The organism is Pseudomonas salmasensis (assembly GCF_014268375.2).
Taxonomy (GTDB): Bacteria; Pseudomonadota; Gammaproteobacteria; order Pseudomonadales; family Pseudomonadaceae; genus Aquipseudomonas; species Aquipseudomonas salmasensis.
The window spans coordinates 3,720,950-3,736,573 of sequence record NZ_CP077083.1 but is presented as its reverse complement, the minus strand read 5'-3'; the positions used below and the strand labels follow the sequence as shown (position 1 = coordinate 3,736,573).

Below are 15,624 nucleotides of genomic sequence, written 5' to 3'. Positions count from 1 at the left end.
TTACCAATCGTACGTCAGGCTCGACACTACCGTGCGTCCTTCCCCGTAGTAGCAATCCAGATCACTGGTGCACTGCGAGACGTAGGTCTTGTTGCTGAGATTCTGCACGTTCATCGCCAGCTTCACGCCCTTGAGCTTGAGCGGCGAGGCGCCCAGGTCGTAGCTCAAGCTCGCATCGTAGACGCTGTAGGACGGCACATTAAAAGCGCCTTCGTAGTCGTCGCCCAGGCTTTGACGGGCATAACGCACGCCCAGGCCCGCGCCCAACCCTGCCAAGGGCGTGTCGCCGAGCACGGTGTAGTTGACCCACATCGAGGCGGTGAGTGGGGAGATGCCGGCCGGGTGGCGACCTTGGCGGCCATCGTTGTCCTTGGTGTATTTGACGTCATTGCGCGCAGCCGAGGCGACCACGTCCCAGGCATCGCTCAAGACGGCCTTGGCTTCCAGTTCAACACCTCGCGAGCGCAGGGCGCCGCTTTGGGTGCTGAAGGTGGTGTCTACCGGGTTGGTGGTCAGCACGTTTTCCTGGTCCAGTTGGTACACAGAGGCCTGGATGAAGCTCTTCTGGCCCGGTGGCTGGAACTTCACGCCGACTTCGTACTGTTTGCCGGTGGACGGTTCGAAGGGTTTTCGGTTCGCGTCGGTGCCGGCCAGCGGTAGGAAGGATTCCGAATAGCTGACGAAGGGCGACACGCCGTTATCGAACAGGTACACCAGGCCCGCACGGCCGGTGAATGCCTGGTCTTTGCTGGCAAAGCGGGTGTCCTGTATCGGCTCCTTGTTCACCACATTCGCCCAGTCGTAGCGGCCACCGAGTACCAGCACCCATTTATCCAGCTTGATCTGGTCCTGCAGGTAAAGGCCGGTCTGGGTGATGGTGCGGTCCCAGCGGTACGGCTGGCCGAAGTTCAGGGGCTGGCCGTACACCGGTTTGAACAGGTCGATGATCGGCGGGTTGCGGTCGTACAGGCCGTGGAACTGCGAGTTGGAATGGTAGTAGTCCAGGCCAACGATGAAGGTGTGGGACAGTGCGCCCGTGTCGAATTCGGCCTGGGCGATGCTGTCCACGCCGAACACTTTGTTGGTCTGCGACCAGTCCACGCCGAAGCGTTGCAGGTAGCGCTGGTCCTGCACGCCGGTGTTGGGGTTGGCGACGAAGCGGTAGCCGTGCAATGGCGCGGTGTAGCGGTCGTCGACCTCGGCGTAACGGGCGTTTTGCTTGAGGGTCCAGATGTCGTTGAGGCGATGGGAAACCTCATAGCCAAGCACGTATTGCTCACGGTTGTACTGGTTGACGCCCGGCTCGCCGATAAAAACATCGCGCTTGATCTTGCCGTTGGGGTTGTCCCACAGCGTGCCGGACGCCGGCAGGCCTTGGGCTTCAGGCACGCCTTTATCTTTCTGGTACTGGGCGAACAGGGTCAGGCTGGTGTCGTCGTTGGGGCGCCAGGTGAGGCTGGGGGCAATGAACTGGCGCTTGTTTTCGACGTAGTTGATTTCGTCTTGCGCGTCATTTGCCAGGCCGGTCAGGCGGTAGAGAAACTGCCCCTCCTCGTCCAGCGGGCCGCTCAGGTCGATGGCCGCGCTTTTGTGTTCGTAGGTGCCGGCTTCCAGCACCACTTGGTGTATCGGCGTTTCGCTGGGGCGCTTGCTGACCATATTGACGATACCGCCCGGCTGGTTCTGGCCGTAAAGCACGGACGCCGGGCCCTTGAGCACTTCGATGCGCTCCAGGGAATACGGTTCGATCTGCAACGCGCCGCCTGTGCTGCCGCCGCCATAAGGCAGGTGCAGGCCATCCAGGTACAACGGCGTAGGCGAGAACCCGCGTGAAGTCGGCTCGTCGAATAACTTGACCCGGTCGGCGAAGCCGCCGGCCGTCATGCCGGGGGTATAGAGCAGCGCCTGGGTGACACTCTGGGCGCCGCGTGCCTTGATCTCGGCGGCGGTGATCACGTTGATGGTCTGGGGGATTTCCACCAGCGCCGAGTCGGTCTTGCTGCCCGAGGCGCTGCGCTTGGCGACAATGCCATCCACCGGGCCCCAGGCGCTTTCCTGCTCTTGCCGGCCGCTGATCTGGGTCGCGCCCAACTGCAAGGCTGCGTCGCCGGAAAGGGCCTGCAACGACCAACCGCCCTGGGATTGCACCGCCGCCAAACCGCTGCCCGCCAACAAGCGCTGCAACCCCGAACCTACGCCGTAACGCCCTTTCAAGCCGGCGCTGCGCTTGCCGTCGGTGAGCGAAGCGTCAACCGACAGCAAGATGCCTGAGGCACTGGCGAAACGGTTCAACGCCTGGTCGAGGCTGCCCGCGGGAATGTCATAGCTGCGCAGCGCTTCAGTGCTTTCTTCGGCTTGAACCATGCTCGGCAGTACCGGCGCCGTTGCCAGCAGGCCGGCAAACAGGCCACGACGCAGCGCGCGGGCCAAGGGTTGGATTGGGTGGTGCGACATGGCAGGACTCCCCGTGAGAACGCTTCTTGATTGGCTTTCAAGAGGTATCCCGAACGGGCCGCAGAAACCGACAAGCCCTGTACAAAGTATTTTCAGACCCGCGCCTTGATCGTTACCCAATAACGGGTCACCGCCTGCACGTGCACGGGCAATGAACGCTCCAAGGCGGCCAGGATCGCGTCGGTGTCGTTCAGCGGGAACACGCCGGTCAACAGCAGGTTCGACACCGCCTGATCACAGCGCAACAGGCCCGGACGGTAGCGACTCAGCTGCGCCACGAACTCACCCAACGGCTGGCGCTCGGCAACCAGACGGTGCTCGGTCCAACTGCTGGCATTGGCACTCACCGCTGGCAACGCGGTGCTTTGGCGTGCGTTGAACCACAGGCTGTCCCCTGCCTGCATATGCACCGGCGTGCCCTGCAACGGCGTGACCCGCAGGCGACCTTCGTACAGATCCACGCGGCTGCCGTCGGGCAGTTCACGCACCGCAAAGCGCGTGCCCAACGCCTGCACATCACCGGCTGGCGTTTCGACGATCAGCGGGCGCGAGGCGTCGTGGCCGCTGGTCAGCAAGACCTCGCCTCGGATCAGCCGAATACGTCGTTCGGTAGCGCTGAAACGCAGGTCTACAGCGCTGTCACTGTTGAGGTCCAGTTGCGTGCCGTCGCTCAAGGTCATATGGCGAATTTCGCCCGTGGCGGTATGCAGCTCTGCAAAGGCCGCTTGCCAGGGTTCGCTGCGTTGCACCAGGTAGCCGCTGCCACCGGCCACCAACAACAGGCCGAGCAGTTTGAGCGCGGCACGGCGCTGGGTGTCCGGGGTGTCGCGCAATACTGCGCGAGCGCTGTCGGCAGGTACGCCGCCCAGGGTGTGTTGCAGCTGCTGCAAGCGCTGCCAGGCGCGACGATGCTCCGGGTCAGCGGCCTGCCAGCGGGCAAACGCCTGGCGCTGCTCGCCCTTGAGTTCGCCGCCCCATTGCAGCATCAACCACACGCTGGCTTGCTCGACAATCGCGGGGGCGATGGGCGCGTCGTGTTTCATTCTTCGTACACCACCTGGTAGCAGGCGACGATGGCCCGGGTCATGTACTTTTGCACCGAGCTGACGGTGACGCCCAGGCGCTCGGCGATTTGCGCATAGCTCAAGCCTTCGAACTGCGACAGCAAAAACGCACGGCGCACATTGTCGGGCATGCGATCGAGCATGGCGTCGATCTGCATCAGGGTTTCGAGGATCAGCGCGCGGGTTTCCAGGGACGGCGACTCGGGCTCGGGCAGGTGCGCGATGCTTTCCAGGTACGCACGCTCGATGCGCAGGCGGCGCCATTGATCGATCACCAGGTTGCGGGCGATCTGCGCCAAGTAGCTGCGGCTTTCCTTGTCACCCGGGAAGCGCCCGGCCACCAGCAGGCGCAGGAAGGTGTCCTGCGCCACATCGGCGGCCTGTTCGCGGTCGCCCAGGCGCTTGCGCAACCAGCCTTGCAGCCAGCCGTGATGGTCGCGGTACAGGATGTGAAGCTGTTGCTGGCCGTCAGTCGCGATGCCCATGAAAAGCTCAGAAGTGTTATTGAGAGCAATTATCATTACATCTTATTTGGCGACTGACAAAAACTCTTTCTCGCTCAGCGCCCAGCGGTCTGCAACGGGTACACCGACTCCCACCCTCCTCCCAGCGCTTTGTACAGCCCGACCATGGCCAATGACACGCCGGTGGAGCTCTCCACCCACTGTTCCTGAGTCGCCAACAACGCACTCTGCACGGTGAGTACGTTGACGAAATCCGCCACGCCTTCGACGTACTGGTGTTGGGCGGTGGTGAGCGCAATTTGATTCTGGCGCACGGCTTCAGCCAGGCTGTCGCGGCGCAGTTGGCTGGCGTTGTAGCGGGTCAGTTGGTCGTCGATTTCATGCCAGGCACGCAGCACGGTTTGCTGGTAGGCCAGGGCCGCTTCCTGTTGCTGGGCTTCCCGTAGATCCACCATGCCTTGCAGGCGTCCGCCGTTGAACAGCGGCAGGCTCAACTGTGGGCCGAAGGCAAAGGCACGGGAACCCCAGGAGCCGAAATCCGAGAGTTGCATGGCTTGGGAGCCCAGGCTGCCGGACAGGGTGATGCGTGGGTAAAAGTCGCCCTTGGCCACGCCGATGCTGGCCGTGGCGGCGTGCAGGCGGGCTTCAGCCTGGCGGATGTCGGGGCGGCGCTCGGCGAGTTCCGATGGCAGGCCGATCGCGACCTGGCGTTGGGTTTGCGGCACAGGGGCGTCTTTGGACAACTGCGCGTGCAAGGCCTGAGGCGGCTCGCCCATCAGCAGGCTCAGGGCGTTGATCAACTGGTCCTGGCGCTGCTGTAGATCCGGCAGGCGCGCTTCGATAGCCGCGACCTGGGCGGCGGCTTCGGCCACATCCAGGTCGGTGGCCACGCCGTCGGCCAACCGCAATTGCGAGAGCTTGAGGCTGTGGCGCGCAACGTCGAGGTTTTGCTCGGTGACGGCACGGGTGTTTTGGACGCCGCGCAGTTGGATGTAGTCCTGGGCGGTCTCGGCCAACACCGATAACAACACGGCGCGGCGGTCATTTTCGGCAACTTCCAACGTGGCGTCGGCGGCCTCGGTCTCGCGCTTGACCCGGCCCCAGAAGTCCAACTCCCAAGAGGCCGAGAAGCCCATGTCCCATTGGTTGAAGGCCGAGCGGCCGTTCTCGCCGGAGGGGTCGTTCAAGCCTTTTCCGCTGTTGCGCTTGCGCTGGTAGGCGCCGCCGGCATCGACGTTGGGGTAGCGTTCAGCCGTGGTCACCTGGCGGATGGCGCGGCTTTGTTGCAGGCGGCTGCTGGCCAGTTTCAGGTCGAGGTTATCGCTGAGGGCGCGACGCGTAAGGGCCGAGAGCTGCTCATCGTGGAACACGTCCCACCAGCGCTCCTGCAAGGGATCGCTGACGGCATGGCTGGCGGCCTGGCGGCCCTGGGGTTCGCTCCACTGGCCGACGCGCGAGGCATCGGGCCGTTGGAAATCCGGGCCGACCGTGCAGGCGCTCAGGCTGATAAGGCTCAGGGTGAGCCAGGCGAGGTGTCTCATTGCTGGGCCACCTCACGCTGCTGCTCGACGGGGCGGGTATCGACGCTGGCTTCTACCGACATGCCCACGCGCAGGCGCTCGGTCAGTGGCTGGTTCGGCTCAAGCACGATCTTCACTGGAATACGCTGCACCACCTTGGTGAAGTTGCCGGTGGCGTTGTCGGGTTTGACCGAGGCGAAGGTCACACCAGTGGCCGGTGCCAGGCTTTCCAGGTGGCCTTTGAGCAGTTCGCCGTCAAGGCTGTCGACGCTGACTTGCACCGCTTGCCCCGCGTGCATATGCGACAGTTGGGTCTCCTGGAAATTGGCCACCACATAGGCTTCAGAAAGCGGCACCACCGCAAGGATCTTGCTACCCGGTGTCACGTAAGCGCCGACCCGCACCGCACGCTCACCGACCATGCCATCTACCGGTGCGACAATGCGCGTGTAAGACAGCTGATAACTGGCCATTTCCAGCGCCGCCTGGGCGCGTTTTAGCCCACCTCCGGCGGCGTCACGCTGGGCGGTGAGGATCTCCACCTGCTTGCGTTCGGCGGCCAGCACGGCGGTGGATTTAGCCAGGCGCGCAGTGGCCTGGTCGATGCGCGTCTTGGCTTGCTGGGCGTTCTGCACGGTGCCCGCACCGACGCCGGCGAGGTGGTTGTAGCGGTTCAGTTCGTGTTCGGCAAACGCCACTTCGGCGCGATCTGCTGCGACGGTGGCCTGGGCCTGGGCGATCACCGAGCTTTGGCGCTCCAGGGTCGCGCTGGCGTTTTTCAGCTCGGCCTGGGCGACCAGGGTGTCGGCATCGGCGGCCTGGGCGGCGGCGCGAAAATCGCGGTCGTCGATCAACGCCAGCAGTTGCCCGGCTTTGACACGCTGGTTGTCTTCTACCAGCACCTCCTTGATGAAGCCTGCAACGCGGGGAGCGACCAGGGTGAAATCCGCCGCGACGAAGGCGTCGTTGGTGGTCTGGTGCTTGCTGCCCAGTACGCCCGGCGCAACCAGGTAAACCAGCACACCGACGGCAAATACGGCGATAACGGAGACGGCAATTTTGTCTTTGCGTTTCATGGAAAGTCCTTGTGGTCAGGCCGGAGCGCGAGGCGGATAGATCCGCGTGGGCATCCAGAAAATCAGCAGGATCAACGCCACCGCGACACCGGCCATGACGACGTAAAGATCCGAAGAGGTCAGCACCACGGTCTGCTCGTGCAAGCGGTGGGCGAGGCCCGGCGCATCAGCGTCGGCAAGGGGCGAATTGCCCAGGCGGTCCACCAACATGGTTGAATGGAAATGCCCGCGCTGGGTGGTCAATGTATCCAGCACCGCAGTGGCGATCACAGCAGCCAGGCCCTTGACGGTGTTGAACCAGGCCGAGGCGAACGGCCCTTCGATAGGCTGGATACTGCCGGTGGACAGCATCAGCAGCGGCAACACGGCCATCGGCTGGCCGAAAATCTGCAGCAGGTACCAGCCATAAAAGTCGTCGCGAATCCACGCCGAGGTCAGGTGTGAACTGCCGAGGCAGCACAGCACCAACATACTCAGGCCAATGCCCAGCACCCAGCGGCAATCGACCCAGCGCAGGTTGCACAGCGCCGCCACCAGCGGCAGCGCGATCAACTGCGGCAACGCCATCAGCAGCATCACCGGTGCGGTCTGCAGCGGCCGGTAGCCCTGGACCTGGGCGAGGAAGCTGGACGGGATGATGATCACCGAGGTCAGCACCATCAGCACGCCGGCCAGCACGATCAGAGCAAACGCCAGGTTGCGCAGGCCGAGCATCTGCAAATTGAAGAAGGGCAGCGGCTGCGACCATTCGTTGAGCATGAACAGCACCAGCAACAGCGTGCCGCCACTCAGCAGGAAGGTAATCAGACCCGACTCGAACCAGTCCAGGCGATTGCCTTGCAGCAGGCCGATCACCAGCATGCAGAACGCCGGGAAGCCCAACAGCAAACCACGCCAGTTGAACTGCTTGAAGCGCTCCAGGCGCAACGGGTCTTGTGGCAAGCCGTAGGCCACGGCCGCCATGGCCAGCAGGCATGGCGCGACGATCTGCCAGAACGCCCACTGCCAGCCGACGTATTCAGTCCACAACGCCGCCAGCGGCGTGCCCAGGCTGGGGCCGAAGGTGGCGGTGAGTGCGTAACCGGCCAAGCCGTACAACTTGACGTTGGCTGGCAAGAAACGCAGCGCCACGGTCATCAGCATCGGCGGCAGCGCGCCACCGGCCAGGCCTTGCACGGTGCGCAGCAGCAACAGGCTTTCGTAGTTCGGCGCAAACGGGCAGAGGATGCCCAGCACGGTGAACAGGCCGATAGCGCACAGGGTGAAGCGACGCAGGGAAAACGTCACCGAACACCACGGCGCGAAGGCCATGGCCGCCACGGACGTGGCGGTGTAGGCGGCGACCAACCACGTGCCTTCATCAAAGCCGATGTACAGCGCACCGCGGATATCGGCGAGGGCGACCTTGGTGACCATCTCGTTGAGGCCAGAGACCAGCACCGCCAGCAACACGCCGAGCAAGCCGATGATAATGCGCGGGCCGAACACGGGTGGGCTCAGGGCCGTAGGTTTGGCTGCGGCCTGGATAGCGGGGGCAGCGAGGGACGTCATGAACAGGTAACTCGGAATGAGAAATACCCGAGCAGTTTAATCAGGCACTCTCATGACAAAAAGTTACTTGTTGGCAGGTTATAAGTGCGTCAGACGCAATTCATAACAGCTCAAGGCTCAAAATTATGGAAAGGGCTTGTCCCCTTGTAGGAGCGAGCTTGCTCGCGAAAAACCCATAGGCGCCGCATTTATCCAGGAAGCACGCGTTATCGTTGACGTTTTTCGCGAGCAAGCTCGCTCCTACAGATTTCAGGTGGGCTGCGCTTCCAGCCAGGTGGCATGACAGCTTTCGCGCATGGTTTCACGCAGCCATTTGTGCGCCGGGTCTTTGTCGAAGCGTGGGTGCCAGGATTGCGCCAGGACCAGGGTTGGCAGTGAGATCGGCAAGGCGAACGCGCGCAGTGGCAGGTTCAGACGCTTGGCGCTCAGGAGGGCTTCCTTGGGTACCGGCAGCAGCAGGTCGGAATCGGGCAGCATGAACATCGCACCGTGAAAGCCTGGGGCGATCATGGCCACACGGCGCTCCAGGCCTTGGGCATTCAACGCGGTGTCGATGGGCCCACGGGCGATGCCGCGCCGGGAGATGCTGATGTGGGAGTAGCTGGCAAAACGTACCGCCGTGATTTCTTCGTCGAACAGCGGGTGGTCTTGTCGTGCCAGCCCGACAAAGGTGGTGGAGAACAGGTTCTGCACCTTCACTTCCGGGCTGGCAGGCATGGTGTTGCTCACCCGCAAGTCCAACCGTCCTTCGCGCAGGGCTTCATCGTCAGTGTCGCCTTCGGGCACGAAGCGCAGCTCGCACAGCGGCGCCATGCGCTCCATGGTGTCGAACAGCCGCCCGCCATACACGCCGATGAAAAAGTCATTGGCGCGCACGCTGAAGCGGCGGCGCAAGGTGCTCAAATCAACCTGGTCCGCCGAACGGAACAACAACGCAGCCTGCTCCACCACATTGCGCACCTGGCCTTGCAGCTCCAGCGCCTTGGGCGTCGGCACCAGGCCACGGCCGGCGCGCACCAGGATCGGGTCACCGACCGCTTCGCGAATACGCGTGAGGGTGCGGCTCATGGCGGCCGGGCTCAGATTCATCCGCCGTGCGGCGCCCACCACACTGCCCTCGTCGAGCAACGCGTCGAGGGCGACCAGCAGGTTCATGTCCGGTAGTTGCATGCCAAGCACTCGTGGTTCGTTGGGAGTGAACTGGGCGCAATCCTAGCAGGCTTTATCGGGTTAGAAAGGCGCATCACCCTGAATGGTGGTGCGGAACAATTTGCGCCGCAGGTGGCTTGGGCAACCGGCGGCCAGGTGGATCAGCGAGCGGTTGTCCCAGAACACCAGGTCGTGGGGTTGCCACTGATGGCGGTAGATGTTTTCCGGCAGCACGCTGTGGGCATAGAGCTGGCCCAGCAGGTCACGGCTTTCGTCATCGGGCAGGCCGACGATACGGGTGGTGAAACCCTCGCTGACGAACAGCGCCTTGCGGCCGTTTTCCGGGTGGGTGCGCACAATGGGGTGCACCACTTCGGCAACCTGGGCGAGCTGTTCCGGGGTGAGGGTTGGGCGCCAGTTGCCTTCGAATTTGGTTTCGCTATAGCGCGCGGTGTAGGAGTGCGCGGCGCTACGGCCTTTGACGGCGTTGCGCAGGTGGCCTGGCAGTTGCTCCCAGGCTTTATGCATGTCGGCGAACAGGGTGTCGCCGCCTTCAGAGGGCAGTTCCTGGGCATGCAGCATCGAGCCCAGGCTGGGCAGCTCTTTGTATGACAGGTCCGAATGCCAGAACTTGCCCGCATCCCCCAGGCCGATGGATTGGCCGTTCTCGATGATGTTGGAGACGATCAGGATTTCAGGGTGGTTGGCCAACAGGAACTGTTTGAGCACATGGATCTGCAACACACCGAAACGGCGGCTGAAGGCGATCTGTTGTTCGGGGGTGATGCGTTGGTCGCGGAACACGATGACGTGGTGGTCCAGGTGCGCACGGTGGATGCGGGCGAAGTCGTGGTCGTTGACTGGGCGGGATAAGTCGAGGCCGATGATCTCGGCGCCGACACTGCCGGGGAAGGGGTGGATGTCGAAGGTTTGGGGGGCGGTGGTGGCAGACATTGGATTCATTCCCGGCGGACAAGGGAGTGAATTTATAGGTATAACAACTGGATTTTAAATACTGTTAGAGCATATGGATATCGCGTTTTGAGGTAGGCATTTTATACGCGGTGGCGCTGATGGCCCTTTCGCGAGCAAGCCCGCTCCCACATTTGGAAAGCATTCCAAAGTGGGAGCGGGCTTGCTCGCGAAGGCATCAGTACGGCGATAAAGATCAACGCTCGTGCAACGCCTCTGCCCGCGCCTTGATGATCGGCTTGAGCAGGTAGCTGAGGATGCTTTTCTTGCCGGTGATGATATCCACCGAAGCAACCATACCGGGGATGATCAGCAGCGGCTTTTCATCGGTGCCCAGATGGCTGCGGTCAGTGCGCAGGGTGATCATGTAGTAGGTGGTCTTCTTGTCTTCATCAGTGATGGTGTCGGCACCGATGCGTTCGAGCTTGGCCTTCAGGCCACCGTAGACGGTGTAGTCATAGGCGGTGAACTTGACCACCGCTTCCTGCCCTGGGTGCAGGAAGGCGATGTCTTGCGGGCGGATCTTGGCTTCTACCAGCAGGGTGTCGTCCAGCGGCACGATTTCGACCATGTCGCTGCCCGGCTGGATCACACCGCCAACGGTGTTGACCAGCAATTGCTTGACGATCCCGCGCACTGGCGAGGTGACCAGGGTGCGGCTGACTCGGTCTTCCAACGCGCGCCCAGTGGACTCGGCCTTGTTCAGCTCAGTGCGGGCTTCGTTGAGTTGGGTCAGGGCTTCGCTGCGGAATTTGCCACGGGTTTCATCGATCTTGCGTTGCACTTCCTTGATCGCTGATTCCGCACGCGGGATTGCCAGGGTGGTGGCGTCCAACTGCCCACGGGTTTCCATTTCGGCGCGCTTGAGGCGCAGCACTTCCACCGGCGACACCGCGCCCTGGGCCACCAGCGGCTCGGACATGTTGATTTCCTGGCGTTGCAGCGACAACTGGCTGCGGTATTGGCCCTGCTTGGAGGTGAACTCGCGCAGTTCCTGCTGGCGCTGTACCAGTTGCTCCTGCAAGCCGCCGACTTCGTCTTTCAACTGCTGGCGGCGGCTTTCATACAGGGAGCGCTCGTTGGCGGCCTGGCTCGGCGCGGCCTTGAGCACGTCGTCGGGGATGTTCAGCGGGCGGTCATCCACCTGCGCGCTCAAACGCTCGACGCGTAGCTGCATGGCCAGGCGCAGGGCTTCGGTTTCCCCGGCGTTGGAGACAAACCGCGTGTCGTCGAGACGAATCAACGGCGCGCCGGCCTCTACGATCTGGCCTTCCTTGACGTACAGCTCGGCAACGATACCGCCTTCCAGGTTCTGGATTTTCTGCAGCTTGGACGACGGAATCGCCTTGCCGTCGCCACGGGTCACTTCGTCGATCTGGGAGAAACCGGCCCACACCACCAGGAATACAAAGAACGCGATGATCGCCCAGATGGTCAGGCGGATCACCCGCGGGGCATCTTCGATCAGCGCCTTGTTGACCTCGGGCAGCGGCTGGCCCTGCAGCGAATCTGAGCCCTTGAAGTAGCGGCCGACCGCACTCTTGATGGAGTTAAGCAACACTGATCTGCCCCTTCTTCAACGCTTCCATGACCACGGCTTTCGGGCCGTCCGCGAGAATTTGCCCACGGTCGACCACCAGCAGGCGGTCGACCAGGGAAAGCAGCGAGGCTCGGTGCGTGACCAGCACCACGGTCTTGTTTTGCACCACGGCTTGCAGGCGTTGCTTCAAGCGTTCTTCACCGGTGTTGTCCATGGCGCTGGTGGGTTCGTCCAGCAACAGCATGGGCGGGTTGAGCAGCAGCGCACGGGCCAGGGCGACGTTCTGGCGCTGGCCGCCGGACAGGTTCTGCCCACGCTCGCCGACTTGCAGTTCGTAGCCTTGGGGATGCAGACGAGCAAATTCGTGCACGCCGGCCAGTTCGGCAGCTTGCAGGACCATTTCATCCTCGACGTAACGCGCACCGCTGACCAGGTTGTCGCGCAGGGTGCCGGCCAGCAATTGAATATCCTGGGCCACATAGCCGATGTTGTGGCGCAGCTCGCTCACGTCGATCTGGCGCACGTCCACGCCGTCTACCAGCAAAGAGCCAGAATCGGGTTGGTAAAGGCCGACGATCAGCTTGGCCAGGGAGCTTTTGCCCGAGCCGCTGCGGCCGATGATGCCGATTTTTTCCCCTGGCTTGATCACCAGGTTGATGTTTTTCAGTGCCGGGTTCTGCTGGTTCGGGTAAGTGAAGTTCAGGCCCCGGCACTCGATGGCGCCTTGCAGGGTGCGACGGCTCATGGGGCGCTCTTCGAAGTTGCGCTCCTGGGGCAGCTCCATCATCTGGTCCACCGAGGTCATGGTGACCTTGGCTTGCTGGTAGCGCGTGAGCAGGCCCGACAACGAGGCCAGCGGGCTCAAGGCGCGGCCACTGAGCATGTAGCAGGCAATCAGGCCGCCCATACTGAGGTTGCCGTCGATGATCTGGTACACGCCGAATACGATCATGATTACGCCAGCCAGTTGCTGGATCAGCAGGGTCATGTTCATCGACAGGCCCGACAGCAACTTCACCCGCAGCTCAAGCCGGCTCAGGGTGCCGATGGTCTGTTCCCAGCCGTACTGACGCTCGCTCTCGGCGTTGTTGACCTTGACCGCATCGAGCCCGGCGAGGGTTTCGATCAGGCTCGACTGGCGCTCGGCGGCCAGCGCCATGGTGCGTTCCATGGTCGCGACCAGGGGCTTTTGCAAGGCGTAGCCGATGCCCAGGGCCAGTGGGAACGCCAATACCGGAATCCACACCAGGTGCCCGCCGAGGATGGCGATGACCAGGAAAATCAGCAGCGTAAACGGCAGGTCGATCAGGCTAGTGAGCGTCAGCGACGCGAGGAAGTCGCGCAGGCTTTGAAACTCGTGGATGTTCTGCGCGAAGCTGCCGACCCGCGCCGGGCGGTACTTCATGGACATGCCGACGATGCGCTCGAACAACGTGGCCGAGATGATCAGGTCGGTTTTTTTACCGGCCAGGTCCAGGCACAGGCTGCGCAGGCTTTTGAGGATCAGGTCGAACAGGTAGGCACCACAGATGCCCACGGCCAGCACCCACAGCGTGGCGGTGGCCTGGTTCGGCACAACGCGGTCGTACACGTTCATCACGAACAGCGGCGCGGCCATGGCGATGATGTTGATCAGGAAGCTGGCGGCGATGGCGTCGGTGTAGAGCCAGCGCGAACGCATGAGGGTGTCACGGAACCACGAGCGCGCCCGTGGAATCAGGCTGCCGTGGTTGACGTCGAATTTGTGTTGCGGCTGTGCAAAGAAGACTTTGCCGATGTAGTCGTCGGCCAATGCTTCGCGCTTGATCAGCACTTCACCGCCGTCGCTTTCACTGAGCAGGATCCGCGCTTCATCTTCGCCTTGCCAGCCGACCAGCACAGTACTGCGACCGTCCTTGAGCAACAGCAACGCCGGCAATGCAATGGTCGGGATCTGATCCAGCTTACGTTGCAGCAGGCGGCCTTGCAGCCCGGCCCGCGCAGCGGCACGCGACAGCAACTCGGCACTCAACCGTTGCGAAGGCAGCGGCAGGCCGGTGGTGAGCATGGCCGCACTGGCCGGTTTCTGATGCAGGGCGCAGAGTGCCAACAACCCGTCGAGTAACGGGTCATCGTGCAGTGCGCGTGGATCATGACTGAGATGAACTCGACTGACTTCAGGTTCCACGCGGCGCACTCTCGACTAACAGATGGGGCTATTGGGGTGGCTCAATTCATCCCAGGCAGTTGGACTTTAGGTTTCACGTCGTTCTGCACGACGGAGGCCATTGGTGCAACCACTCCCTGGCTCTTGAGCAATTCGCCCATGGTCGCCTTGATTCGGTACTGAGTAAATAACTGAATGTTCTTGATTTCTTCCAGGCGGCGGGAAGCAGTGAACAATTCATTCTCGCTGTCGAGCAAATCCAACAGAGTACGTTGACCAAGGCTGAACTGTTGCTGGTAGGACGTGCGTACGCGGGTGCTGTGATCCACGTACTGCTGGGCGACCGGCAATTGCGCATTGGCGTTGTTCAGGGCGTTCCAAGCCAAGCCTAGCTCTTCATTGAGTTGGCGCAAGGCGTTGTTGCGGATGTCCAGCGCCTGGTTGGCCTGGTAGGACTTCGACTGCAGGTCGGCCTTGTTGCTACCACCGGCGAACAGGTTGAAGCGCATGCGCACCATGGCTTCCCAGCCATTGCTGTGGTTGGGATCACCGGAGACGTTGTTGTCGGCGTTGGTGCCCAGCTCAGCGTCAAAGCGTGGGTAGAAGGTAGATTTGGCAGCGTCGTACTGCTTCTCGGCGGCAGAGATATCCGACTCGGCCGAACGCAGCACCGGGCTGTTGTCGAGCATCTGGCGGCGCGCTTCGTTCAGGTCGGCTGGCAGCATGGCCATGAACGGGGCCGGACGTTCGAGTTCGTCGGGCATCTGGCCGACGGCGCTGAGGTAGTTGACCTGCGCGTCGGCCAGGTTGGTCTGCTCGGTGATCAAGTTGTTGCGGGCCTGGGCCAGGCGCGCTTCGGCCTGGTCCTGGTCGGCACCGTTGCCGACGCCGCGCTCGGTGCGCAACTTGATTTGGTCGTAAATGCGCTCGTGGTTACGCAGGTTGTCTTCGGCCAGGCGCACGAACTCACGGCGGGTCAATACTTCCAGGTAAACCTGGGCAACGGTCAGCGCGGTGCGCTCGGAAGTCCCCAGCAAGGAGTAAGCGCGGGAATTAACGTTGGCTTGTTGACGCCCGACTTCGCTGGAGGTAGCAAAACCGTCAAAAATCATTTGCTGCAGGCGCAGGCTGGATTCGCCGCGGTTGAGCGTGTCCCAGTGATTGCCGCCAGGGTTGTTGGCGCGGGTGGTGGCGTTGTCGGTTCCTTGGCGGCCGTAACCCGCGTTCAGGTCGACACGCGGCAGGTAGCCACCTTGTGCGGCGCGCAATTGGTAATCGGCGGCGATGCGGCTGTTAACACCCGCCTGAATTTCCGGGTGTACATCCAATGCCTGTTGCATGGCTTGGGGCAGTGTCTGGGCTTGTACGAAACTGGCGGCGAGAGCGAACGGTATTGCCTTGAACAGGTGCAGACGCATTTAAAATTTCCCCAAGACTTCTTGTCTCAAATCACAGCGATTAGCACCGCTGCGTCGGATAATGGCTACCGTAATGACCGTACGTCGGAAAGTTCAAAAAGCGGAACTGCTTCACACATGTAGGACGGTTCGCCGCATAAATATCAATGTGACATTACTAGGGCGATTGTTTAGGATGACGCCCATAAGGTCAATAGTTTGGCACAAACTAGATAGCTAAAAAATCAAGCCAAATATTTGACGTCAATGCATTTATAGACTACGCCCCCC

General features: G+C 62.2%; 11 protein-coding genes. All 11 read right to left on the bottom strand.

The window, feature by feature from the left end; translation table 11 throughout:
• Entirely contained in the window at positions 1-2,454 is a 2,454-nt protein-coding gene (locus HU731_RS16770; protein ID WP_186607934.1) for a TonB-dependent siderophore receptor, read from the bottom strand.
• A 92-nt stretch (positions 2,455-2,546) separates the two neighbouring features.
• Entirely contained in the window at positions 2,547-3,497 is a 951-nt protein-coding gene (locus HU731_RS16765) for a FecR domain-containing protein (protein WP_186607933.1), read from the bottom strand.
• Positions 3,494-4,003, bottom strand: a complete 510-nt coding sequence (locus HU731_RS16760) for a sigma-70 family RNA polymerase sigma factor (protein ID WP_019819531.1) — start codon at positions 4,001-4,003, stop codon at positions 3,494-3,496. Before HU731_RS16760 ends, HU731_RS16765 begins: the two co-directional genes overlap by 4 nt.
• A gap of 74 nt (positions 4,004-4,077) precedes the next feature.
• Positions 4,078-5,523 carry an efflux transporter outer membrane subunit gene (locus tag HU731_RS16755; protein ID WP_186607932.1) on the bottom strand — a complete coding sequence of 482 codons (1,446 nt, stop codon included), beginning with the start codon at positions 5,521-5,523 and terminating at the stop codon, positions 4,078-4,080.
• Complete coding sequence (locus HU731_RS16750) at positions 5,520-6,578, bottom strand: HlyD family secretion protein (protein WP_186607931.1); 1,059 nt, start codon at positions 6,576-6,578, stop codon at positions 5,520-5,522. The genes HU731_RS16755 and HU731_RS16750 overlap by 4 nt, the downstream gene beginning before the upstream one ends.
• A gap of 15 nt (positions 6,579-6,593) precedes the next feature.
• A complete protein-coding gene (locus tag HU731_RS16745; protein WP_186607930.1) occupies positions 6,594-8,129 on the bottom strand; it encodes an MFS transporter in 1,536 nt (511 codons plus the stop codon).
• Positions 8,130-8,378: 249 nt separating this feature from the next.
• The gene (locus HU731_RS16740; RefSeq protein ID WP_186607929.1) at positions 8,379-9,299 is read right to left on the bottom strand and encodes a LysR family transcriptional regulator; all 921 of its coding nucleotides are present in this window, start codon (positions 9,297-9,299) and stop codon (positions 8,379-8,381) included.
• A 60-nt stretch (positions 9,300-9,359) separates the two neighbouring features.
• Entirely contained in the window at positions 9,360-10,232 is an 873-nt protein-coding gene (locus HU731_RS16735; RefSeq protein WP_186607928.1) for a TauD/TfdA dioxygenase family protein, read from the bottom strand.
• Between the two features lie 214 nt (positions 10,233-10,446).
• Positions 10,447-11,811 (bottom strand): HlyD family type I secretion periplasmic adaptor subunit, encoded by a 1,365-nt coding sequence (locus HU731_RS16730; RefSeq protein ID WP_186607927.1) that lies wholly within the window; start codon positions 11,809-11,811, stop codon positions 10,447-10,449.
• A complete protein-coding gene (locus tag HU731_RS16725; protein ID WP_098952584.1) occupies positions 11,801-13,957 on the bottom strand; it encodes a type I secretion system permease/ATPase in 2,157 nt (718 codons plus the stop codon). Before HU731_RS16725 ends, HU731_RS16730 begins: the two co-directional genes overlap by 11 nt.
• Positions 13,958-13,998: 41 nt before the next feature.
• The gene (locus HU731_RS16720) at positions 13,999-15,354 is read right to left on the bottom strand and encodes a TolC family outer membrane protein (protein WP_014716368.1); all 1,356 of its coding nucleotides are present in this window, start codon (positions 15,352-15,354) and stop codon (positions 13,999-14,001) included.
• Positions 15,355-15,624: the final 270 nt, after the last annotated feature.

Bases quoted from the DNA above. Each gene is read 5' to 3' on its own strand.
- HU731_RS16745 (WP_186607930.1), bottom strand. From the start codon at position 8,129: ATGACGTCCCTCGCTGCCCCCGCTATCCAGGCCGCAGCCAAACCTACG.
- HU731_RS16755 (WP_186607932.1), bottom strand. From the start codon at position 5,523: ATGAGACACCTCGCCTGGCTCACCCTGAGCCTTATCAGCCTGAGCGCC.
- HU731_RS16760 (WP_019819531.1), bottom strand. From the start codon at position 4,003: ATGGGCATCGCGACTGACGGCCAGCAACAGCTTCACATCCTGTACCGC.
- HU731_RS16770 (WP_186607934.1), bottom strand. From the start codon at position 2,454: ATGTCGCACCACCCAATCCAACCCTTGGCCCGCGCGCTGCGTCGTGGC.
- HU731_RS16720 (WP_014716368.1), bottom strand. From the start codon at position 15,354: ATGCGTCTGCACCTGTTCAAGGCAATACCGTTCGCTCTCGCCGCCAGT.
- HU731_RS16765 (WP_186607933.1), bottom strand. From the start codon at position 3,497: ATGAAACACGACGCGCCCATCGCCCCCGCGATTGTCGAGCAAGCCAGC.
- HU731_RS16740 (WP_186607929.1), bottom strand. From the start codon at position 9,299: ATGCAACTACCGGACATGAACCTGCTGGTCGCCCTCGACGCGTTGCTC.
- HU731_RS16735 (WP_186607928.1), bottom strand. From the start codon at position 10,232: ATGTCTGCCACCACCGCCCCCCAAACCTTCGACATCCACCCCTTCCCC.
- HU731_RS16750 (WP_186607931.1), bottom strand. From the start codon at position 6,578: ATGAAACGCAAAGACAAAATTGCCGTCTCCGTTATCGCCGTATTTGCC.